The organism is Streptomyces sp. NBC_01669, from assembly GCF_026339735.1.
Taxonomy (GTDB): domain Bacteria; phylum Actinomycetota; class Actinomycetes; order Streptomycetales; family Streptomycetaceae; genus Streptomyces; species Streptomyces yanii.
Genome location: NZ_JAPEQG010000001.1, coordinates 6,666,691 through 6,688,307, shown reverse-complemented (window position 1 = coordinate 6,688,307; position 21,617 = coordinate 6,666,691). Strand labels below are relative to the sequence as shown.

Genomic DNA, 21,617 nt, shown 5'->3' with positions numbered 1-21,617 from the left:
GGGGCCCCGTCCGTCTACAGAGTCGCGAGGAAGCCGAGGGCGACCTTCCACGTCAGATCGGCCGACGCCGCGTCGTAGTCCGGCAGCTCCGGGTCCGTGAAGAGATGGCCCGCGCCGGGGTACCGGTAGATCTCCACATCGGCGCCGGTCCGCTGCATCTGCAGATACCAGGAGTTCAGCCAGTCCTGCGTCTCGAACGGGTCGGGGTCGGCGACATGCAGCTGCACGGGCAGCTCGTCGACCTCCGCGTTCTCCGCAATGTCCGACGTGCCGTGGAGGAGCAGCAGCCCGCGCGCCTTCTCGTCACCGAGTGCCAGGGTCTGCGCGGTGGAGGCGCCGAAGGAGAAGCCGGCGTAGACGAGACCGCGCTCGGAATAGGGGGCGGCGGCCAGCACGGCGCGCTTGAGCAACTCGTCCTTGCCCAGCTCGTCCTTGAAGGCCATGCCTTCCTCGACGGTCTCGAACGTGTGCCCGTCGAAGAGATCGGGCACGTGCACCTCGTGCCCTGCGCCGCGCAGCCGGGCGGCGGCCGCGTGCACCGCGGGGCGCAGCCCGTACGTCGAGTGGAAAAGCATGATGTTCATGGGAGCAATGGTGCCAGCTACGGTCGACGGCATGGAGAACCACGGGATGGAGAACATACTGCGTCCGCTGGTCGCGGTCGGTGGCTCGGTGGTGCTCACGCTGCTGGTGGGCTGGGGGGTCGATGTGCTGCTCCGGCGCGCCGACGCCCGGCATCCCGACACACCGCTGTGGGGTCTGCTGAGGCGCTGCCGGATCCCGCTGCTGCTGGTGCTCTGCACGGCGCTGCTGAGAGGCAGTTACACGCATACCGGGCTCGACATGGTGATGAACCACCGGGCCGCGATCGGCCAGGTCCTGACGCTGGTGCTGATCGGGACATCGGCGTGGCTGGTGGTCCGGATCGCGACGGCGGTCGTCGATTCCGTGTACGCCAGGTACGCGGCGAACACCCGCGATCCGGCGCGGGTGCGGCGGGTCCGTACGCAGGTGACACTCATCCAGCGGGTGGTCACCGCGATCGTGGCGACCGTGGCGGCCGGCGCGATGCTGCTGACGTTCCCCGCGATGCGGACCTTCGGCACCTCGATGCTGGCCTCGGCCGGTGTCCTCGGCATCGTCGCGGGCATCGCCGCCCAGTCCACGCTCGGCAACCTCTTCGCGGGGCTGCAGATCGCCTTCGGCGACATGGTGCGGATCGGCGACACGGTGGTGGTGGACGGCGAGTGGGGCACCGTCGAGGAGATCACGCTGACCTTCCTCGCGGTACGGACCTGGGACGAGCGGCGGATCACGATGCCGGTCTCGTACTTCACCAGCAAACCGTTCGAGAACTGGTCGCGCGGCGGCGTCCAGATGACCGGTTCGGTCTTCTTCCACCTCGACCACAGCGCCCCCGTCGCCGCGATGCGTGAGCAGCTGCGGGACATCCTGGGCGAGTGCGGTGCCTGGGACGGCCGCGACTGGTCCCTCGCCGTCACGGACACCACTCCGTCGACGATGCAAGTGCGCGCGGTGGTCACGGCGAAGGACGCGGACGACATCTGGACGGTGCGCTGCGCCGTCCGGGAGCAGCTGATCGGCTGGCTGCGCGACCATCATCCGTACGCGCTGCCGCGGGTCGCGACGGCGCCCGCGGCGCTGCCCCCGGGCGGACAGTGGCCCGATCTGCCCCACCCGCACGACGCCAAGCCGTCCGATACGCACGAGGTGGCGCCCCGGACCGGCCGCGGCTGAGTGACGCGGGCCCGGAGCACCGGCCGGAAGCACCGGCCGCGGGGGCGCCCGAGTCAGCGCAGGCTGCGTACGTCCAGCTGCCGCAGCACCCGGTCGACCACCTCCGGGTCCGTCCCCGGCTCGCTGCGCGCGGACAGCACCGCGTGCCGGGCGGCGGACATCATCTCGCGCTGCACCCGGTTGACCGCCCGGAACCGCTCGGCGCGCTTCGCGTACGCCTCCCGCCGGTCCTCGTCGACCATGTCGGGGCTGATCCGCGCCCCCACGTCGTACGCCAGCCGGAGCAGCCGCTCCACGACCTCCTCGGGGAACTCCTCGACCTCCTCGATCTCCTTGAGCCGGTGCCTCGCGGCCTTCGCGGCGCGGATCGCGAGGTCCCGTTCCAGTGCCGCCTCCGCGCCCGTGTCGGCGCGGACGCCGAGCTTCCGTACCAGCCACGGCAGGGTGAGTCCCTGAACGACCAGGGTCGCCATGATCACGACGAAGGCGATGAAGACGATCTCGTCCCGGCCGGGGAACGGTTTCCCGTCGTCCGTCTCCAGCGGGATCGCGAGGGCCAGCGCGACGGAGGCCACCCCGCGCATCCCGGCCCACCACATCACGACGGTCTCGCGCCAGCTGGTGGGGATCTCCTCGCTGTAGTCACGGCGGGTGTGCAGCCGCTTGGCCAGCCAGGTGGCGGGCAGCAGCCACAGCAGCCGTACGCCGACGACGACCGCGACCACCACCAGGCCCCAGCCGGCGATCTGCCAGCCGTGTCCGTGCGACGTGCCGAAGACGTTGTGCAGTTCGAGACCGATCAGGCCGAAGGCGACGCCGGTGACGAGGGTGTCGACGATCTCCCAGAAACTGCGGCCGGTGAGCCGGCCCAGCACGTCGTCCGCGTCGGCGGTGTGCTCGGCGAGGAACAGCGCGGTGGTGAGCACGGCGAGCACGCCCGACCCCATCAGCTCCTCCGCGAGCACATAGCTCACGAACGGCACCAGCAGCGTCAGCCCGACCTGGAGCGTCGCATCGCCGAGCAGTCCCATGAGTTTGATGGTCAGCCAGCCCACCGCCAGACCGACGGCCACGGCGACCACGGCGGAGAGGATCAGCAGCCCGAAGGCCTCCGGCAGCGAGAAGGTGCCACTCACGGCGGCGGCGATCGCCACGTGGTAGAGCACGATCGCGGTCACGTCGTTGAACAGTCCCTCGCCCTCCAGGATGGAGACGAGCCTGCGCGGCAGCCCGAGCGATCCCGCGACGGCGGTCGCGGCGACCGGGTCGGGCGGGGCGACGAGCGCGCCGAGGGCCACGGCCGCGGCGAGGGGCAGCCCGGGGACGATCGCGTTGGCGACGGCGGCGACGGCTGCCGTCGTCACGAAGACCAGTGCCACGGCCAGCAAAAAGATCGGTCGTTTATTGGCGGCGAACTGCCGCCAGGAGGTGCGCTGCGCGGAGGCGTAGAGCAGCGGCGGCAGCAGCGCGGGAAGAATGATCTCCGGCGGGATGTCCACATTCGGCACGAAGCTGAGGAACGCCATGCCGACTCCGGCGAGCGTCATCAGCACCGGGGCGGGCAGCCCGAGACGTTCCCCCAGTGGCACCATGACCACGGCTCCGAGCAACAGCAGGAGGAGCAGTGCCAGTTGGTCCACGATGTGCCTTCCGGAGCATGCCGAGCGGAACCCGGTGGTCGGTCGATCAGTGGTTCCAGCGTGCCACGCAATGTCCGTAAAGCGGACAACACCCCCTCCTTCTCACCGTCTTGACCATCCATTGATCCGATGTCTCCCCGGTCAACCCTCTTCCGTCACCTCCACCGGGCGGGCAGTATGCAACATGCGCGATTCAGGGACGAGAATCCCCACCACATATATGACTGACTGGAGAGACCGTGACCGAGTTCTCCCGAAGGCACTTCGTGGGCACCGCGGCGGCCGGCACCACCGCCCTCTGGCTCGCCGGATCCCGTACCGCCTGGGCCGCACCCGGCACCGCCCCCGCAGCTTCCGGCAGCCCGCACACCGACCCGTACGAGCAGACCGTCCGCGATGCCGCCCTGACCTGGCGCCGGCTCCCGGCCGGCTGGCAGGAGGCTCCCTTCCTCGCCAACGGCTACCTCGGCGCCCAGTTGTACGCGGGAAGGACCGCCGACACCCTGAAGCTGATGATCAGTCACAGCCAGGTGCAGGACCAGCGCGGCCAGTGGCGCGGCGGCATCGGCTTCTCCCGGCTCCCCATCGGCTACTTCACTCTGACCCTCGCCGGCGAGATCACGGACGTCGACTGGACGCTGGACCCGTACGACGCCGAGCTGCGCGGCACCGTCACCACCACCCGCGGCTCCCTCACCTTCTCCGCCCTCGTGCAGAACGACACCGGCGCCCTGCTGATCTCCACCCGGCCCACCCCCGGCGAGGAGTCCGCGGCCTGGTCCTTCCAGTGGCTGCGCGCCGCGACCACTCGCAGCAGCGGCAAACCGGCGGACTACACGCCCAACCCCGACCCCCGGGTCGGCGACGGCTTCGTCGAGCAGCCGCTGCTCGCGGGTGGCGGCTGGAGCATCACCTGGCGCGAACGGAGCGAGGGGACCGGCAGGCTGCTCGCCGCACACCTCGTGTACCGGTTCCCCGGCCAGGTGACGGAGGCGACGGACGAGGCGCTACGTGCGGTGGACCGTACGCTCACCGTCGGTCCGGAGAAACTGGTGGACCGTCACCGCCGCTGGTGGCACGCGTACTACCGGCGCAGCTTTCTCTCCGTACCGGACAAGCGGCTGCAGAGCTTCTACCTCATCCAGCTCTACAAGCTCGCCGCGTCGACCCGCGCCGAGGGACCGACGATCTCCGAGTGGGGTCCGTGGTTCCCGGAGATCGGCAACAACTGGACCGCGGTCTGGTGGAACCTCAACGTCCAGATCGGTATGGCACCGATCCACGGCTCCAACCATCCCGAACTCGACTCCGTGACAAACGCCTTCCGCCGCTTCGAGCACAACCTGCCGGCCTCCGTCCCGGCCGAATACCGCGACGGCGAGAGCTATGCGCTGGGCCACCCCTCCGACTGGCAGCTGCGCGCCGGCGACACCTACGACGTGGGCGCGCCCGGCTCGGACCACATCTCCGACAACTTCGGCAACCTCACCTGGGCGCTGCACAACGTCTGGCAGTCCTACCGGCACTCGATGGACCTCGGAGTCCTGCGCGACGTGGTGTACCCGATCCTCGCCAGGGCCATCAACTTCTATGCGCACTTCCTGCACGAGGGCCCGGACGGCAGGCTGCATCTGCTGGAGACCCGCTCCCCCGAGTACGCCGACGCCGCGGACTGCACGTACGACCTCTCGCTCATCCGCTGGGGTGTGCGCACTCTCATCGCCTCGGCGAAACTGCTGCGGAACAACGATCCGCGGCTGAAGCGCTGGCAGGACATCGAGCGCCAGCTCACCCCGTACGCCGAGGACCCGGCGGCCGGAGTCATGATCGGCAAAGATGTCCCGCTCGCCGACTCGCACCGGCACCACTCGCATCTGCTCTGGCTCTACCCGCTGCGCGAACGGAACTGGGACCGGGCGGAAGACCGTGAGGTGATGCGGCGCTCCATGGACCACTGGGTCTCCATGCAGCAACTGTGGCACGGCTACAGCTACGCGACCGCCTCGTCCATGTACTCGGTCATGGACGAGCCCGAGAAGGCGTTGGACCACCTGACGTTCTTCACGGATCTGAAGGTCGTCGCGGACTGCCGGATGACGGTCAACACGATGTACCGGGAGGGCAAGAACCTCGCCCTGGAGTCCCCGCTCTCGGCCGCGCAGTCGATGCTCGACATGGTGGTGCAGGGGCACGAAGGGGTGGTGAAGGTCTTCCCGTCCGTCTCGGAGCGCTGGGCGGACGCCTCGATCGCGTCGCTGCGCACCCAGGGCGCGTTCCTGGTGGACGCGGACCGCGCCGGCGGCGCCACGCGCTGGGTACGGGTGCACAGCGAGGCCGGCGCCCCGCTGACCCTGGAGCACTCGATCACGGGCCGCATCGACGTACGGGACGGGCACGGGCGCCCGCTGCACTGGCGGGACGCCGGTCCGGGCCGGATCACGGTCACCCTGCCACGCGGTGGCACGGCGGTGATCACACCGCACGGCGCGCGTCGCCCGGAGCCGGGTCCGCGCGACGTGCCGTCGAACGGGGCCTGGACGCGCTGGGGTCTGCCGGGCTGACGGAGACGTGGGCGAGGGTGCCGTTCCGGTTCGTACGACCGGAGCGGCGCCCGGTGTGATCTACAGGCTGCGGCGCATCGCCCGGTGGGGGATCCCCGCATCCGGGAACTCGGGGCCGTACGCCACGTACCCGAGCCGCTCGTAGAAGCCGAGCGCATGGGTCTGGGCGTGCAGGTCCACAGCGGCCAGACCGAGACCGCGGGCCGCGTCCTCGATGGCCCGGACCAGCGCCGCGCCGACCCCGAGACCGCGCGCCCGGCTGGTCACCGCGAGACGTCCGAGCGAGCCGACGGTGAGGTCGCCACCGGTCTTGGCGGCCACGCCCGCGCCGTGCAGCAGCCGTCCCGTACCGAGCGCCGTGCCGTCCGCCGCGACGGCGATCACATGCAGCGCGTCCGCGTCGTAGGCGTCGTACTCGATCTCCTCGGGCACGTTCTGCTCGCCGACGAAGACCTCCTTGCGGACCTGGAAACAGGCCGCGAGGTCGCTCTCGTCCACGGCTGTGCGCGTGGTGTACGGGGCCGGGGTTCCGGTGGTCACTGGCTTTCCGCCGCAATCCTGTCGAGGGCCTGCTGCAGGTCGTCCGGGTAGCTGCTGGCGAACTCCACCCAGTTGCCGTCCGACGGGTGCTCGAAGCCGAGCCGGACCGCGTGCAGCCACTGCCGCGTCAGCCCGAGGCGCTTGGCCACCGTCGGGTCGGCGCCGTACGTCAGGTCGCCGACGCAGGGGTGACGGTGGGCGGACATGTGCACCCGGATCTGGTGCGTACGGCCCGTCTCCAGCTTGATGTCGAGCAGGCTCGCGGACCGGTACGCCTCGATCAGGTCGTAGTGCGTCACGGAGGGCTTGCCCTCGGCCGTGACCGCCCACTTGTAGTCGTGCGTGGGGTGGCGCCCGATGGGGGCGTCGATGGTGCCGCTCATCGGGTCCGGGTGTCCCTGGACCAGCGCGTGGTACTTCTTCTCGACGACCCGGTCGCGGAACTGGCCCTTCAGCAGCGTGTAGGCCCGCTCGGACTTGGCGACGACCATCAGGCCCGAGGTGCCGACGTCGAGGCGGTGGACGATGCCCTGGCGCTCGGCGGCGCCCGAGGTCGAGATCCGGTAACCGGCCGCGGCGAGACCGCCGATGACCGTCGTGCCGGTCCAGCCGGGGCTCGGGTGGGCCGCGACCCCGACCGGCTTCACGATCACGACGATGTCGTCGTCGTCGTGCACGATCTCCATGCCCTCGACGGGCTCGGCGACGATCTGCACCGGAGCGGGTGCCTGCGGCATCTCCACTTCCAGCCAGGCACCGCCCTGCACCCGCTCGGACTTCCCGACCACAGCGCCGTCCACCAGCACCTTCCCGGCAGCGGCCAGCTCGGCGGCCTTGGTGCGGGAGAAGCCGAACATGCGGGAAATGGCGGCGTCGACACGCTCGCCTTCCAGACCGTCGGGAACGGGCAGGGTGCGGACCTCGGGATACGTACTCACCAGTCGAGTATGCCTTGCCCCTGCTAGTCCTTGTGCACGGTGCCGTCCGGGTCCAGGCCCCTGAAGGAAAGGATCACGATCAGGATGCCGCCGCAGACGATGGCGGAGTCCGCGAGGTTGAAGACGGCGAAGTGCGCGGGGGCGATGAAGTCGACCACCGCGCCCTCGAAGAGACCGGGCGAACGGAAGATACGGTCGGTGAGGTTGCCGAGCGCACCGCCGAGCAGCAGACCGAGCGCGATCGCCCACGGCAGGCTGTAGAGCTTGCGGGCGAGGCGGGCGATGACCACGATCACCGTCGCCGCGATGACGGTGAAGATCACCGTGAACGCCTCGCCGATGCCGAAAGCGGCGCCCGCGTTCCGGATCGCGTCGAAGCGCAGCCACCGGCCGAAGATCTCGATGGGCTGCTGGTGCTCCAGCTTCGCGACCACGATCATCTTGCTGATCAGGTCGAGCAGATAGGCGAAGACGGCCACGCCGAAGAGCACCATGATCTTCCGCTTGCCCTTGCCGGGGGCCCCGGCCCGGTCCGCGCCCGTCTCCCCGGGCTCACCCCGTACCACGTCCTCGGGGCCCCCGGTCCCCTCAGCATCAGGGATGTCCGGCGTACCGATGATGCGCTCCGCCTCTGCCACGTGAGTCCCTCAACCTAGGTTCCTGACCGAAGACGAGGGTACGACACACCTCCCTGAATCAGCCGCGACGCTCCTGCTTCTGTTTGTCCTCGACACAGAGCGTCGCCCGGGGGAACGCCTGCATCCGCGCCTTGCCGATCGGATTGCCGCAGATCTCGCACAGTCCGTAGGTCCCCGCGTCGAGCCGGGCCAGCGCCCGCTCGGTCTGCTCCAGCATCTCCGTGGCGTTGGCGGCGAGCGCCATCTCGTGCTCACGGGTGATGTTCTTCGTGCCGGTGTCCGCCTCGTCGTCACCGGCCCCGTCACCGGAGTCGCGCATCAGCCCGGCGAGCGCCGCACCCGACGCCTCCAGCTCGCTGCGGAGCCGCATGGCCTCGCTGGTCAGCTCGGACCGGGCCTCCGCAACCTCCTCGGGCGTCCAGGGGTCCTCGCCCGGCCGTACGGCCAGATCCCCGGGCGCCGTCGCGGCGGCGATCCGGGCGGGCGGCACCGGCGCCGCGTCCTTGCCGGACGTGCGGGTCCGGGCTGCGCTCTTCTTGGCTACCACCGTGTGGGCTCCCGTCTGCTCGGCGGCCTCGGCCGCCCCCATGGCCGCCGCAGCGGCCTTCTTCGAAGCCTTCTTGACCGCGTTCTTCCTCGCCGCGGCCTTCGTGCCAGGTGCCGCGTGCCCGCCGCCTGTGTCACCGTCGGCCGTTCGCTCTCCGTCCGCCTCGTGCGCGACCGTCTTCCGTGCCGCGGTCTTCCTCACCGCAGCCTTCCTCGCCGCGGTCTTCTTCGCCGCGGCCTTCACCGGAACCGGCTCCAGGACGGTCTCCGTGCCCGCGTCTGCGTCGGTCTCCCCGGCCGCCGCGCCCGTGGATCTCGCTGACGCCGACTTCTGTACGGCGGTCTTCTTCGCCACCATGGCCGCGGCCCCTTCACATATTGTGATCTTGCACGCGAATCGTGCTGGGACGATAAATCGGCCCCAGCCCCGCGGCAACGGGGCACGCCGCCGAATCGCCCCTCCCCGTGTCGGATCAGCGCGCGCCTGAAACCGTTGTTCCCAGCTCCCCGCCCGGTAATCCGCCCTCCACGCCCCGCCGGGACTCCGCACGCCCCGTGTCGCCATTCGGGTCACGCCCGCGCCCCCCGGATAAACCGGTCGGCCGTCGCCCGTACGGGCCCGTACACTGGGCCCAGCGAGAGGCGTGGATGGGACGAGTAGCGTCGTACGCAGCCAGGAGCGACCCGGGGACGGTGGAAGCCCGGGGGGCGAGCGCGTCGTGAAGATCACCCGGAGCCGTCGGAAGAACGCCGCAAGGCAAGTAGAACCGGCATCGCGACCCCAATGAGGGGGCCACGGGCGCACACCCGGGGCCAAGGAGGGTGGTACCGCGGGAACCGCACGGTTCTCGTCCCTCCGACGGAAGTGGAAAACGTCCGCCGGAGGAATCTCGCCCATGACATCGCCGCAGTACCGCCAGGTACCCGCCCAGGTCGACCTTCCCGCGCTGGAGCACGCTGTGCTCGACTTCTGGCGCGAGAGCAAGGTCTTCGCCAAGAGCCTCGAACAGTCCGATGGCCGCCCCGAGTGGGTCTTCTACGAGGGCCCGCCGACCGCCAACGGCATGCCCGGCGCCCACCACATCGAGGCCCGCGTCTTCAAGGACGTCTTCCCCCGCTTCCGCACCATGCAGGGCTACCACGTGGGCCGCAAGGCCGGCTGGGACTGCCATGGACTGCCGGTCGAGCTCGCGGTCGAGAAGGAGCTGGGCTTCAACGGCAAGAAGGACATCGAGGCGTACGGCATCGCCGAGTTCAACGCCAAGTGCCGCGAGTCCGTGACCCGCCACACCGACGCGTTCACCGAGCTCACGACCCGAATGGGCTACTGGGTCGACCTGGACGACGCGTACCGCACGATGGACCCGTCGTACGTCGACTCCGTCTGGTGGTCCCTGAAGGAGATCTTCAACAAGGACCTGCTGGTCCAGGATCATCGCGTCGCCCCGTGGTGTCCGCGCTGCGGCACCGGCCTCTCGGACCACGAGCTGGCGCAGGGTTACGAGACGGTCGTCGACCCCTCGGTCTTCGTACGCTTCCCGCTCACCTCCGGCCCGCTGGCCGGCGAGGCCGCGCTGCTGGTCTGGACGACCACCCCGTGGACCCTGGTCTCGAACACCGCCGTCGCCGCGCACCCCGACGTCACGTACGTCGTCGCGAGCAACGGCGAGGAGCAGCTCGTCGTCGCCCAGCCCCTCCTGGAGAAGGCACTCGGCGAGGGCTGGGAGCTCACCGGCCAGTCCTTCACCGGCCGCGAGATGGAGCGCTGGACGTACGAGCGCCCGTTCGCCCTCGTCGACTTCCCGAGCGACAGCGCCCCGGCGCACTTCGTCGTCAACGCCGAGTACGTGACGACCGAGGACGGTACGGGTCTGGTCCACCAGTCCCCTGCCTTCGGTGAGGACGACCTCAAGGTCTGCCGCGCCTACGGCCTGCCGGTCGTGAACCCGGTCCGCCCCGACGGCACCTTCGAGGAGAACCTGCCGCTGGTCGGCGGCGTCTTCTTCAAGAAGGCCGACGAGGCGCTCACCGAGGACCTGGCCGCTCGCGGCAAGCTCTTCCGCCACGTCCCCTACGAGCACAGCTACCCGCACTGCTGGCGCTGCCACACCGCGCTGCTCTACTACGCGCAGCCGTCCTGGTACATCCGTACGACCGCCATCAAGAACCGGCTCCTCGAAGAGAACGAGAAGACCAACTGGTTCCCCGACTCGGTCAAGAACGGCCGCTTCGGCGACTGGCTGAACAACAACGTCGACTGGGCGCTGTCCCGCAACCGCTACTGGGGCACCCCGCTGCCGATCTGGCGCTGCGAGGACAACCACCTCACCTGTGTCGGCTCCCGTGCCGAGCTCACCGAGCTCACCGGCGCCGACCAGTCGGACCTGGACCCGCACCGTCCGTTCATCGACGCGATCACGTTCACCTGCTCGCACGAGAACTGCCAGCTGGAGGCGTACCGCGTCCCGGAGGTCATCGACGCCTGGTACGACTCGGGTTCGATGCCGTTCGCGCAGTGGGGCTACCCGTACAAGAACAAGGAGCTCTTCGAGAGCCGCTATCCGGCGCAGTTCATCTCCGAGGCCATCGACCAGACCCGCGGCTGGTTCTACACGCTGATGGCCGTCGGCACGCTGGTCTTCGACAAGTCCTCGTACGAGAACGTGGTCTGCCTGGGCCACATCCTCGCCGAGGACGGCCGGAAGATGTCCAAGCACCTGGGCAACATCCTCCAGCCGATCCCGCTCATGGACCAGCACGGCGCGGACGCGGTCCGCTGGTTCATGGCGGCGGGCGGCTCCCCGTGGGCGGCGCGGCGCGTGGGCCACGGCACAATCCAGGAGGTCGTGCGCAAGACCCTCCTCACGTACTGGAACACGGTCGCCTTCCAGGCGCTGTACGCGCGCACGTCGAACTGGGCGCCGTCCGCGGCCGACCCGGCCCCGGCGGACCGCACGGTCCTCGACCGCTGGCTGCTCAGCGAGCTGAACGCGCTGGTGGACCAGGTCACGCAGGCGCTGGAGGGCTACGACACCCAGCGCGCCGGCAAGCTCCTGTCCGCGTTCGTGGACGATCTGTCCAACTGGTACGTGCGCCGCTCCCGCCGCCGCTTCTGGCAGGGCGACAAGGCGGCGCTGCGCACGCTGCACGAGGTCGTCGAGACAGTCACGCGTCTGATGGCCCCGCTGACCCCGTTCATCACCGAGCGGGTCTGGCAGGACCTCGTCGTCCCGGTGACCACGGACTCCCCGGAGTCGGTGCACCTGTCCTCCTGGCCGAAGGCGGACCTGGCCGCGATCGACCCGGCGCTCTCCACGCAGATGGCGCTGGTGCGCCGCCTGGTCGAGCTCGGCCGCGCCACGCGCGCCGAATCGGGCGTCAAGACCCGCCAGCCGCTGTCCCGCGCCCTGGTCGCGGCTTCGGGCTTCGAGTCGCTCTCCCCCGAGCTGCACGCCCAGATCACCGAGGAGCTGAACGTCTCCTCGCTCGCCTCCCTCTCGGAGGTCGGCGGCTCGCTGGTCGACACGACCGCGAAGGCGAACTTCCGCGCGCTGGGCAAGCGGTTCGGCAAGGGCGTCCAGGCGGTCGCGAAGGCGGTCGCGAACGCCGACGCGGCGGCGCTCTCCCTGGCCCTGCGCGAGGGCACGGCGTCGGTCGAGGTCGACGGCGAGACCGTCACCCTCGCCCCCGACGAGGTGATCATCACCGAGACGCCGCGCGAGGGCTGGTCGGTGGCGTCCGACTCGGGCGCGACGGTCGCGCTCGACCTGGAGATCACCCCGGAGCTGCGGCGTGCGGGCCTGGCCCGTGACGCGATCCGGCTGATCCAGGAGGCCCGCAAGAACAGCGGCCTGGACGTGGCGGACCGCATCGCCGTCCGCTGGACGTCCACGTCCCCCGCGACGGTCGAGGCGCTGACCGAGCATGCGGCGCTCATCGCGGACGAGGTGCTGGCGCTGGACTACGCGCAGGGCGAGGCGGACGGGGCGTACGGCACTCCGTTCGAGGACGAGGGCCTGGCGCTGACGTTCCGCCTCCGCAAGACGGAGCAGTAACCCACACCACGAGAGGCCCGGCCGGACACGTTCCGGCCGGGCCTTTCGCTGTTCCCCTACGCGCCCCTTCCCGAAACCGGGGCCCCGCCCCCATAACCGGGGCCTTGTCGGCGTTCGAGGCGCGGGGTCAGGGGCGGAGCCCCAGTCCGGAAGGGGGCGCGTAGGGGAACAGGCTCAGCAGGCTCCCCCACCCCCGCCCACGGCAAAGGGCCGGGCCCCGGGGAAACCCCGGGGCCCGGCCCTCAGCCTGCCGACGGCTACGCGCTCAGCGCGCGCAACCCGCTCAGTTGTCGTCCTCGTCGATCAGGAACCCACGCATCGGCGACGGCGCCTGCTGCATCGGCTGCGGCGCCTGCGGCCGCACCGGTGCCATCGGCTGAGTCATCGCCGGCGACATCTGCTGCTGGCCTCCGTAGGAGGGCCCACCGCCCATGGACGGGTTGCCGCCCATCTGCGGGCCGCCGTGACCACCGTGGTTGCCGCCCATGGTGTGGCCCATGGCACCCGCACCGGCCGGAGCCAGCGAGGGCGACGGCGGCAGCGAAGCGGCTGCCGGAGTCCGCGGCGGGGCCAGCGAGTCGTCGGCCTGGGTCTCCAGCTGACGCAGCTGGCTCTCCAGGTACGACTTCAGCCGGGTCCGGTACTCGCGCTCGAAGCCACGCAGGTCCTCGACCTTGCGCTCCAGCGTCGCGCGGGCAGACTCCAGCGAGCCCATCGCCACGCGGTGCTTCTCCTGCGCGTCCCGCTCCAGCGCGTCCGCCTTGGCACGCGCGTCGCGCTCCAAGCCCTCGGCACGGCTGCGCGCCTCGCCGACGATCTTGTTGGCCTCGGAACGGGCCTCCGCGATCGCCTGGTCGGCGGTCTGCTGCGCGAGCGAGAGGACACGGGCGGCACTGTCGCCACCGGGGCCCTGACCGGGCTGCTGCATCTGCGGCTGCTGCATCTGCTGCATCTGCTGCTGCGGCGCGTGGCCCATGGGACCGCCCATCGGGCCACCCATGGGACCGCCCTGCATCGGGCCGGGGCCGTGCTGGCCCTGCGGGCCGGGGCCGTGCTGCTGGGGACCGTGACCACTGGGACCGGCGGGCAGCTGCGGAGCACCACCGGGCAGCTGGGGCGGACCCATCTGCGGGGGCTGCTGCTGGACCGGCGGACCAGATATGGCGGCGGGCACCGGTGCACCGGGACGGTCCTGCGGCTCCGGCTTGCGCATACCTTGCTGCTGCTGGTTCTGCGCGGCGGCACGCGTGGCAGCGGCCAGCTTGGCGCGCAGGTCCTCGTTCTCACGGAGCAGGCGGGTCAGCTCGGACTCGACCTCGTCGAGGAAGGCATCGACCTCGTCCTCGTCATAGCCTTCTCGGAGGCGGACGGTCGTGAACTGCTTGTTCCGCACGTCCTCGGGGGTCAGCGGCATCTCTTCTTCACCTCTACGTAGTCGTCGGCAGTCGGCAAGACCGTATCGTTCACAGCCTGGTCACGATCGAGATCAGGATGTAGACGATGATCATCAGAACGAAGAAGGACAGGTCGAGTGCCACGCCCCCGAGACGCAGCGGCGGAATGAACCGCCGCAGAAGCTTGAGCGGTGGATCGGTGACAGTGTAGGTGGCCTCGAGAAGCACCACCATCGGCTTGCCGGGCTGCCATGAACGTGCGAACTGGAAGACGTAGTCCATGACCAGCCGGAAGATCAGCACGATGAGGAAACACATCAGCGCGATATAGACAACCTGCAGTGCGACGCCCATTTCGCGCTTCCCTCTCCCCTGGCTCTCGTAGCTCCGGCCTTGCGGCCGGGTTGTTCCCGGTGTCGTGTTCTCAGCTCTGGTTGAAGAATCCGCCCTCAGCGATGCGGGCCTTGTCCTCCGCCGTGACATCGACGTTAGCAGGCGACAACAGGAACACCTTCTGCGTCACCCGTTCAATGCTGCCATGGAGACCGAAGACGAGTCCTGCGGCAAAGTCGACAAGTCGCTTCGCGTCCGTATCGTCCATCTCCGTGAGATTCATGATCACCGGAGTGCCCTCACGGAAGTGTTCCCCGATGGTACGGGCCTCGTTGTAGGTCCGGGGGTGCAACGTGGTGATGCGGTAGGGCTCCCGCTCGGACACAACCTTGGGCATGATCACCGGTGCGTTCTTCTCCATGTTCGGGCGTTCAGGTGTGATGGATGCCACGGGTGCAATCCGGGCGGGTCGCACGCTCTCCGCCGAGATCTGAACCGGTTCACGCTGTGCGGGCGGCTGCACCACTCGCACCGGCTCGTCCCGCTCGCGGTCCCGCTCCACCTGATGCGCGGGCTGATGCCTCCGCCGGTCGCGCTCCGGCTCCGGCTCGGGTTCGAATTCGTCGTCGGGGTCGAACCCCGGACCGTCGTACCCATCGTCCTCCACGAGGCCGAGGTAGACCGCCATCTTGCGCATCGCGCCGGCCATGCTCTGAGTCCTCCGCTCTGTGGTGGATCGGCATCTGTCGCCAAGTGCCCCGCGATCCACTCAGGCCTGCCCGCCATCGGCGGGAATGACCATATTTTCTGCTGTGGTCCGACTTGCTTGGCGACGTTACCGGAGCCCGGGTCGGACTCCGAGTACCGCGGTACCGACGCGTACATGTGTCGCTCCGGCCGCAATCGCTTCCTCGAGGTCCGCACTCATTCCCGCAGAGACCATGTTCGCAGCCGGATGGTTTCCGCGCAGGCGGGATGAGAATTCCATCAGCCGGTCGAATGCTGCCCGTTGCCGTCCCTCGTACGGTCCGGCGAGCGGCGCCACGGTCATCAGACCGTCGAGCCGAAGCCCCGGCGCCGCCTCCACCGCGGCAGCCAACTCGTCGATTCCGTCCGGCGCGACGCCGCCCCGGGCCCCGCGCTCGCCGCTCTCCGCGTCGAGTGCGACCTGGATGAGGCACCCGAGTTCGCGCCCGTCGCGCACCGCGGCGGCCGAGAGGGCCGTGACCAACTTGACCCGGTCCACGGACTGCACGACATCGGCATAACTCGCCACAGAACGAACCTTATTCGTCTGCAGTTGTCCGACAAAGTGCCATGTGAGCGACAGATCCGCACAAGCGGCTGCCTTGGGTGCGGCGTCCTGGTCACGATTCTCCGCGACGTGACGCACACCGAGTTCATGCAGGATCCGCACATCGCTCGCGGGGTACGTCTTCGTGACCACAATGAGGGTCACTTCTTCCCTTTTGCGACCGGCGGCGATGCAGGCGGAGGCAATACGCTCCTCCACCTGTGCCAGATTTGCGGCGAGTTGAGTCCTACGGTCCGTCATGCCCTATCAGTCCAACCAGACATATCCGGCGAGCCGCCCAGTGGTGCGGTCGCGGCGGTACGAGAAGTGGTCGCCCGATTCGAGGGTGCAGACCGGCGACGTGTGCCGGTCGCGCACCCCCAGGGCCTCGAGTTGGGCGTGGACTCCGGCGGTGACATCCACGGCCGGGGTCCCCCAACTCGTCTCGGACCACGACGCGGGAACGGCTTCGGCGACATCGGATCGCATCTCCGCCGGGACTTCGTAACACCGTCCGCAGACGGCCGGTCCGGTGTGCGCGGTGATCCGGGAGATGTCCGCGCCGAGCCCGACCATGGCCTCGACGACGGCGGGGACGACTCCGGCGACCAGACCGGGGCGGCCCGCGTGTGCCGCCGCCGCGATCCCGGCGACCGGGTCGGCGAGAAGTACGGGGGTGCAGTCTGCGGTGAGAACGGCGAGGGGGAGTCCGCGCCGCGCGGTCACCACCGCGTCCACCGCGGGGGCCTCCGCACGCTCTCCCCAGGGTCCGTCGACGACGGCCACGTCCCGCCCGTGCACCTGGTTCATCCAGACGACCTGCACCGGATCGAGACCGAGACCCCGGGCGGCCGCCTCCCGGTTGGCGAGAACGGCTGCGGGTTCGTCGCCGACCGCGCCGCCGAGGTTGAGTTCCCCGTACGGAGCGGCGCTCACCCCACCCCACCTGTCGGTGAAGGCGAAGTGAGCGCGATACCCCGATGACTCCGGGGTCACTGCGTGGTGCTGAGCTATCACTTCAAGAAGTCCGGGACATCCAGCTCTTCGGCCTGGGAGTCCTGGTAGGGACGGGCCGGCGGGACGTGCGGCGTCGACACCGGCGACATCGGGGTCTCGTTCGCCACCGGCACGGACTCGGCCGGGGCCTGGGGCTCCTCCCGCTGCGTGACGGAACCGAGCCCGCCCGTCTGGCGCATCGGCTCGGCGGCCCGGACCGGCGGCACCGACTCCTCACGCTTCCCGGCACCCGCACCCAGGACGTTCTCACGACGGGCGGGCGGCTGCCCGCCGTCGAAGCCCGCGGCGATCACGGTGACCCGGACCTCGTCTCCCAGCGCGTCGTCGATGACCGCACCGAAGATGATGTTCGCCTCGGGGTGTGCCGCCTCGCTCACCAGCTGGGCCGCCTCGTTGATCTCGAAGAGGCCGAGGTCACTGCCGCCGGAGATGGAGAGCAGGACACCGCGGGCGCCGTCGATGGACGCCTCCAGGAGCGGCGAGGAGATCGCCATCTCCGCCGCGGCCACCGCACGGTCGTCGCCGCGGGCCGAGCCGATGCCCATGAGCGCCGATCCGGCCTCGGACATGACCGACTTGACGTCGGCGAAGTCGAGGTTGATCAGACCCGGGGTGGTGATGAGGTCGGTGATGCCCTGGACACCCGAGAGCAGCACCTGGTCGGCCGACTTGAACGCGTCGAGCACGCTGACCTGGCGGTCCGAGATGGACAGCAGTCGGTCGTTGGGAATGACGATGAGGGTGTCGACCTCTTCGCGGAGCTCGGCGATGCCGTCCTCCGCCTGGTTCGCGCGACGCCGGCCCTCGAAGGTGAACGGGCGGGTAACCACGCCGATCGTCAGGGCGCCGAGCGAGCGCGCGATGTTGGCGACGACGGGTGCGCCGCCGGTGCCGGTGCCGCCGCCCTCTCCGGCGGTGACGAAGACCATGTCGGCCCCCTTGAGGACCTCTTCGATCTCCTCACGGTGGTCCTCTGCCGCCTTGCGACCGACGGCCGGGTTCGCCCCGGCGCCGAGGCCACGGGTGAGTTCACGGCCGACGTCGAGCTTGACGTCGGCGTCGCTCATCAACAGGGCTTGCGCATCAGTGTTGATCGCGATGAACTCGACGCCCTTGAGACCGACCTCGATCATTCGGTTGATGGCATTGACACCACCGCCGCCGACACCGATGACCTTGATGACTGCGAGGTAGTTCTGCGGTGCTGCCACGTCGAAGGCCTCTCGCCTCGATTTACGTGTCGTCGCTTCGCGGTAGTCCCGCCGCGACGACGGATGCCGATTGGGACGGTCCGACGCCGACCCAAACCCTAACGTTGAAGTTTAGGGTTACCAGTGTGTCTGCTTCTTGGACTCTTCCGAACAGGACACTAAGTCGACAAGTGGCGCACGTTCAACGAACACGCCGAACCTCCCGTTTTTCTTTTCACCCTATGTGATCACCCGTAGCGCTGACCAACCAGGGTGCTGGCCAGGCCAAATGTGCGTCAACTACCCGAGACGGCGGGAGCGGTGGGTGCACTCACGTCGAAATATCCCGCTTTGGGAGCCGCTTTCATGAGAGCGGTGAGAACTCTTGCCTTCACCGCCCCCTCCTCGCTGCTGCCCCAGACCACCGTGCGACCCCCGGTCAGTTGCAGGGAGATCGAGTCGTACGAGGTGACCCGTACGACCTGCGTGTCCTTGGCGACTGCGCGGGGAAGTCCGCCCGCGACCCGGACCGCTTCCCGCACCAGCCGGCCACTGCCGAAGCGGCGCAGGCTGGCTGACTGGGCGGGTGTCAATTCGAGCAGGGGTACGCGCCCGGGCGCTTTGTCCACCGTGGCGAAACGGACTCCTTTTGTGTCCACTTCAATGAACTTTGCGCCCTTTTTCACCAAAAGGACCGGCTGTCGTTCGGTCACTTTAAGTCCGATTTCGTGCGGCCATGACCGTACGACATCCACCGAGTCGATACGAGGCAACTTCTGGCGCAACCGGCCGGCCATGGCGTCCGTGTCCACGGAGACCAGCGGGGCGCCGATCGGCACCGCCGCGGCGGACTCCACCTCCGCGGGGGTCAGCACGTCGACACCGGTGGTCCTGACGTGTTCCACCCGGAACCAGGACGAGCCGTAGAGCGCCCAGACGACCCCCGAGGCGAGCAGCAGGGCGGCCACGGCGATCACGAGCAGCAGTCTGCGGCTGGGCCGTCTGCGCCCGGTGGGGCGCGGCGGGCGGGCCTGGTCGTCCGTCTGCTGCCCTGCACCGCGCTGGGCGGTCGTCGGTCCGGCCACGCTCGCTCCTTATGCCGGGTCCAGGGGCACCGCCCCCGGACCCGTCCGCCTCACGCGTTGCGGCGTGCGGCAATCGCCTCGTACACCATGCCGACGAGCAGGTCGTCGGCGTCCCGGCGGCCGAACTCGGCGGCGGCGCGGGACATCTCGTACAACCGGTGCGGGTCCGCAAGCACCGGCAGGACGTTGCCCTGCACCCACTCGGGGGTGAGCGCCGCGTCGTCCACCAGCAGACCGCCGCCGGCGTTGACCACCGGCTGGGCGTTGAGCCGCTGTTCGCCGTTGCCGATGGGCAGCGGGACGTAGGCGGCGGGGAGCCCGACGGCGGAGAGTTCGGCGACGGTCATCGCGCCCGCGCGGCAGAGCATCATGTCGGCAGCGGCGTACGCGAGATCCATCCGGTCCACGTACGGTACCGGGATGTAGGGCGGCATCCCGGGCATGTTGTCGATGCGCGGCAATTCATTCTTCGGGCCGACCACATGCAGGATCTGGATCCCGGAACGCTGCAGCAGCGGGGCGACCCGCTGGACCACCTCGTTGAGATGGCGGGCGCCCTGCGAGCCGCCGGAGACCAGCAGCGTGGGCAGGTTGGGGTCGAGACCGAACGCGTCGCGCGCCTCCGGCCGGACCCGGGCCCGGTCCAGGGTGGCGATGGTGCGGCGCAGCGGGATGCCGATGTAGCGGGCACCGCGCAGCTTGCTGTCAGGCGTGGAGACGGCGACCCCGTGCGCGTACCGCGAACCGATCTTGTTGGCCAGTCCCGGCCGGGCATTGGCCTCGTGGACCACGATCGGCACCCCGGCCCGCTTGGCGGCGAGGTAGCCGGGCAGGGCGACATAGCCGCCGAAGCCGACCACGCAGTCCGCCTTCGTGCGTTCCAGGATCTGCTCGGCGGCCTTGATGGTGCCGCGCAGCCGTCCCGGCACGGTGATCAGTTCGGGGGTGGGTTTGCGGGGCAGCGGCACGGCCGGGATCAGCGCCAGTTCGTACCCCCGCTCGGGTACGAGCCTGGTCTCGAGTCCGCGCTCCGTGCCGAGGGCAGTGATTCCCACGCTCGGGTCCTGCCTGCGCAGGGCATCCGCGAGGGCAAGCGCGGGCTCGATGTGGCCGGCGGTCCCCCCACCGGCGAGTACGACATGCACCGAAATTCACCGCTCTCCGGACGGACGCTTCTTGCCGCGCCGTCTCATCGTCTTCCATCTCACCCCGGGCCTTCGCATGGCCAGGGCCGCCTTCGCAGCAGGATCCTCACGCGCGAACGCGATCAGGAGCCCCACCGCGAACATGGTCGGCAGCAGGGCCGATCCTCCGTAGGAGAACAGCGGGAGCGGGACCCCGGCGATCGGCAGCAGGCCGAGCACCGCACCGATGTTGATCACGGCCTGAACCGTGATCCAGGTGGTCACACCTCCCGCGGCGTACCTCACGAAGGGGTCCTCCGTGCGTCCGGCCACGCGGATACCCGCATAGCCTAGAGCCGCGAAGAGGGCGAGCACCGACAGCGTCCCCGCCAACCCCAGTTCCTCCCCGGTGATGGCGAAGATGAAGTCGGTGTGCGGTTCGGGCAGTTGGCCCCATTTTTCCACACTCGCACCCAGCCCGGATCCGAACCATCCACCGGATGCCAGAGCATAGATGCCGTGGACGGCCTGCCAGCACGAGCCGTCGGGTCCGGGTTCGCTCACGCCCATGCAACTGAGCCGGGACATCCGGTTCGGACTGGTCTTGATCAGCAGGAAGGCCAGTACTCCCGCGACGGCGAGCACCCCGCCGAACAGCCGGGTGGGCGCCCCGGCCAGCCAGAGCAGGCCGAACAGGATCGCGGTGAGAATGATCGCAGTTCCCATGTCGCCGCCGAGCATGATCAGCCCGAGGAGCATGAAGGCGACCGGGACGAGCGGCACCAGCATGTGTTTCCACTGCGTCAGCAGCCGCTTGTCCTGTTTGCGTGCGAGCAGGTCGGCGCCCCAGAGGATCAGGGCGAGCTTGCCGAACTCACTGGGCTGGAGCTGGAAGGGGCCGCCCAGGTAGAGCCAGTTCTGGTTGCCATTGACCGACATCCCTATCCCGGGCACCTGGACCAGCACCATCAGGAAGACCGTGCCCATCAGCAGCGGGTAGGCGAGCGCCCGGTGGAGTTTGACGGGCATTCGGGAGGCCATGATCAGCAGTCCGGAGCCGATGAGGGCGGCGAGGAACTGCTTGCGGAAGAAGTACGTGCCGGGCTTCGACAGCTCCAGCGCCTTGATCATCGAGGCGGAGTAGACCATCACCAGTCCGAGCACGGTGATCAGCAGCCCGGCGCCGAGGATCAGGTAGTACGCGGTCAGCGGGCGGTCCCAGGCCCGGCGCGCCTGCTCGTACAGCCGCCGCACACCGCCGCCACGGGGGACGCGGGGGCCGGAGCCGCCGCGGCTCCTGGAGCGCGGTACGACGGGCTGCCGGGTGCCCGCCAGCCTGCCCCGCAGGGCAAGGCCGACGGGCGCCGGGGGTCCGGCCAGGAAGGGTGGGGCGAGCACCCGGCCGATCCCCGCGGCCTCCCGTGGGCGGCCCGTGCCGTGCGCGGCGGAGCTCTCGTCGGCCGGCATTGTCGCTGTCCCCTCCACTGCTCGTGCCCGGGGCTGC

The 21,617-nt window shown here is 69.7% G+C and carries 18 protein-coding genes; 3 read left to right on the top strand and 15 right to left on the bottom strand.

Annotated elements, in window-relative coordinates; translation table 11 throughout:
- Positions 1-14: 14 nt before the first annotated feature.
- Entirely contained in the window at positions 15-584 is a 570-nt protein-coding gene (locus OG972_RS29920; protein WP_266986687.1) for a dienelactone hydrolase family protein, read from the bottom strand.
- Between the two features lie 46 nt (positions 585-630).
- On the opposite strand from OG972_RS29920, the gene OG972_RS29915 reads away from it, so the two are divergent.
- Positions 631-1,758 (top strand): mechanosensitive ion channel family protein, encoded by a 1,128-nt coding sequence (locus OG972_RS29915; RefSeq protein ID WP_266990786.1) that lies wholly within the window; start codon positions 631-633, stop codon positions 1,756-1,758.
- A gap of 53 nt (positions 1,759-1,811) precedes the next feature.
- Here the strand turns inward: OG972_RS29915 and OG972_RS29910 are convergent, their stop codons facing one another.
- Entirely contained in the window at positions 1,812-3,398 is a 1,587-nt protein-coding gene (locus tag OG972_RS29910; protein WP_266986685.1) for a Na+/H+ antiporter, read from the bottom strand.
- 239 nt (positions 3,399-3,637) lie between these two features.
- Between OG972_RS29910 and OG972_RS29905 the strand changes: the two genes are divergently transcribed.
- Positions 3,638-5,959, top strand: coding sequence for a hypothetical protein (locus OG972_RS29905; protein WP_266986683.1), 2,322 nt, complete (start codon positions 3,638-3,640; stop codon positions 5,957-5,959).
- Positions 5,960-6,019: 60 nt separating this feature from the next.
- Here OG972_RS29905 and OG972_RS29900 read toward each other — a convergent pair whose 3' ends face one another.
- From OG972_RS29900 to OG972_RS29885, 4 genes are read right to left on the bottom strand one after another with little or no spacing between them, the layout of a single operon-like run.
- On the bottom strand, positions 6,020-6,499 hold the full coding sequence (locus OG972_RS29900) for a GNAT family N-acetyltransferase (protein WP_266986681.1): 480 nt from the start codon (positions 6,497-6,499) through the stop codon (positions 6,020-6,022).
- Positions 6,496-7,437, bottom strand: coding sequence for an RluA family pseudouridine synthase (locus tag OG972_RS29895; RefSeq protein ID WP_266986679.1), 942 nt, complete (start codon positions 7,435-7,437; stop codon positions 6,496-6,498). Before OG972_RS29895 ends, OG972_RS29900 begins: the two co-directional genes overlap by 4 nt.
- A gap of 23 nt (positions 7,438-7,460) precedes the next feature.
- A complete protein-coding gene (lspA, locus tag OG972_RS29890) occupies positions 7,461-8,075 on the bottom strand; it encodes a signal peptidase II (RefSeq protein WP_266986677.1) in 615 nt (204 codons plus the stop codon).
- Positions 8,076-8,133: 58 nt separating this feature from the next.
- Positions 8,134-8,979 carry a TraR/DksA C4-type zinc finger protein gene (locus OG972_RS29885; protein WP_266986675.1) on the bottom strand — a complete coding sequence of 282 codons (846 nt, stop codon included), beginning with the start codon at positions 8,977-8,979 and terminating at the stop codon, positions 8,134-8,136.
- 538 nt (positions 8,980-9,517) lie between these two features.
- Between OG972_RS29885 and ileS the strand changes: the two genes are divergently transcribed.
- Positions 9,518-12,676, top strand: coding sequence for an isoleucine--tRNA ligase (gene ileS, locus OG972_RS29880; protein WP_266986673.1), 3,159 nt, complete (start codon positions 9,518-9,520; stop codon positions 12,674-12,676).
- A gap of 283 nt (positions 12,677-12,959) precedes the next feature.
- Here ileS and OG972_RS29875 read toward each other — a convergent pair whose 3' ends face one another.
- From OG972_RS29875 to ftsW, 9 genes are all read right to left on the bottom strand, one after another.
- Entirely contained in the window at positions 12,960-14,090 is a 1,131-nt protein-coding gene (locus tag OG972_RS29875) for a DivIVA domain-containing protein (RefSeq protein WP_266986671.1), read from the bottom strand.
- A 49-nt stretch (positions 14,091-14,139) separates the two neighbouring features.
- A complete protein-coding gene (locus tag OG972_RS29870; protein WP_037697102.1) occupies positions 14,140-14,424 on the bottom strand; it encodes a YggT family protein in 285 nt (94 codons plus the stop codon).
- Between the two features lie 70 nt (positions 14,425-14,494).
- The gene (locus OG972_RS29865) at positions 14,495-15,112 is read right to left on the bottom strand and encodes a cell division protein SepF (protein WP_266986668.1); all 618 of its coding nucleotides are present in this window, start codon (positions 15,110-15,112) and stop codon (positions 14,495-14,497) included.
- Positions 15,113-15,238: 126 nt separating this feature from the next.
- Positions 15,239-15,958, bottom strand: coding sequence for a YggS family pyridoxal phosphate-dependent enzyme (locus OG972_RS29860; RefSeq protein ID WP_266986666.1), 720 nt, complete (start codon positions 15,956-15,958; stop codon positions 15,239-15,241).
- A gap of 6 nt (positions 15,959-15,964) precedes the next feature.
- Complete coding sequence (gene pgeF, locus OG972_RS29855; protein WP_266986664.1) at positions 15,965-16,714, bottom strand: peptidoglycan editing factor PgeF; 750 nt, start codon at positions 16,712-16,714, stop codon at positions 15,965-15,967.
- Positions 16,711-17,925 carry a cell division protein FtsZ gene (gene ftsZ, locus OG972_RS29850; RefSeq protein ID WP_266986662.1) on the bottom strand — a complete coding sequence of 405 codons (1,215 nt, stop codon included), beginning with the start codon at positions 17,923-17,925 and terminating at the stop codon, positions 16,711-16,713. Before ftsZ ends, pgeF begins: the two co-directional genes overlap by 4 nt.
- A gap of 275 nt (positions 17,926-18,200) precedes the next feature.
- Positions 18,201-18,989 (bottom strand): cell division protein FtsQ/DivIB, encoded by a 789-nt coding sequence (locus OG972_RS29845; RefSeq protein WP_266986660.1) that lies wholly within the window; start codon positions 18,987-18,989, stop codon positions 18,201-18,203.
- 50 nt (positions 18,990-19,039) lie between these two features.
- The gene (gene murG / locus OG972_RS29840) at positions 19,040-20,134 is read right to left on the bottom strand and encodes an undecaprenyldiphospho-muramoylpentapeptide beta-N-acetylglucosaminyltransferase (protein WP_037697089.1); all 1,095 of its coding nucleotides are present in this window, start codon (positions 20,132-20,134) and stop codon (positions 19,040-19,042) included.
- A gap of 6 nt (positions 20,135-20,140) precedes the next feature.
- Entirely contained in the window at positions 20,141-21,580 is a 1,440-nt protein-coding gene (gene ftsW / locus OG972_RS29835) for a putative lipid II flippase FtsW (RefSeq protein WP_266986657.1), read from the bottom strand.
- Positions 21,581-21,617 lie beyond the last annotated feature (37 nt).

What these genes read in the sequence shown, in the direction of transcription:
- OG972_RS29885 (WP_266986675.1), bottom strand. Translation starts at nt 8,979, where the DNA reads ATGGTGGCGAAGAAGACCGCCGTACAGAAGTCGGCGTCAGCGAGATCC.
- OG972_RS29865 (WP_266986668.1), bottom strand. Translation starts at nt 15,112, where the DNA reads ATGGCCGGCGCGATGCGCAAGATGGCGGTCTACCTCGGCCTCGTGGAG.
- OG972_RS29860 (WP_266986666.1), bottom strand. Translation starts at nt 15,958, where the DNA reads ATGACGGACCGTAGGACTCAACTCGCCGCAAATCTGGCACAGGTGGAG.
- ftsW (WP_266986657.1), bottom strand. Translation starts at nt 21,580, where the DNA reads ATGCCGGCCGACGAGAGCTCCGCCGCGCACGGCACGGGCCGCCCACGG.
- ileS (WP_266986673.1), top strand. Translation starts at nt 9,518, where the DNA reads ATGACATCGCCGCAGTACCGCCAGGTACCCGCCCAGGTCGACCTTCCC.
- OG972_RS29870 (WP_037697102.1), bottom strand. Translation starts at nt 14,424, where the DNA reads ATGGGCGTCGCACTGCAGGTTGTCTATATCGCGCTGATGTGTTTCCTC.
- OG972_RS29875 (WP_266986671.1), bottom strand. Translation starts at nt 14,090, where the DNA reads ATGCCGCTGACCCCCGAGGACGTGCGGAACAAGCAGTTCACGACCGTC.
- OG972_RS29920 (WP_266986687.1), bottom strand. Translation starts at nt 584, where the DNA reads ATGAACATCATGCTTTTCCACTCGACGTACGGGCTGCGCCCCGCGGTG.
- OG972_RS29915 (WP_266990786.1), top strand. Translation starts at nt 631, where the DNA reads ATGGAGAACATACTGCGTCCGCTGGTCGCGGTCGGTGGCTCGGTGGTG.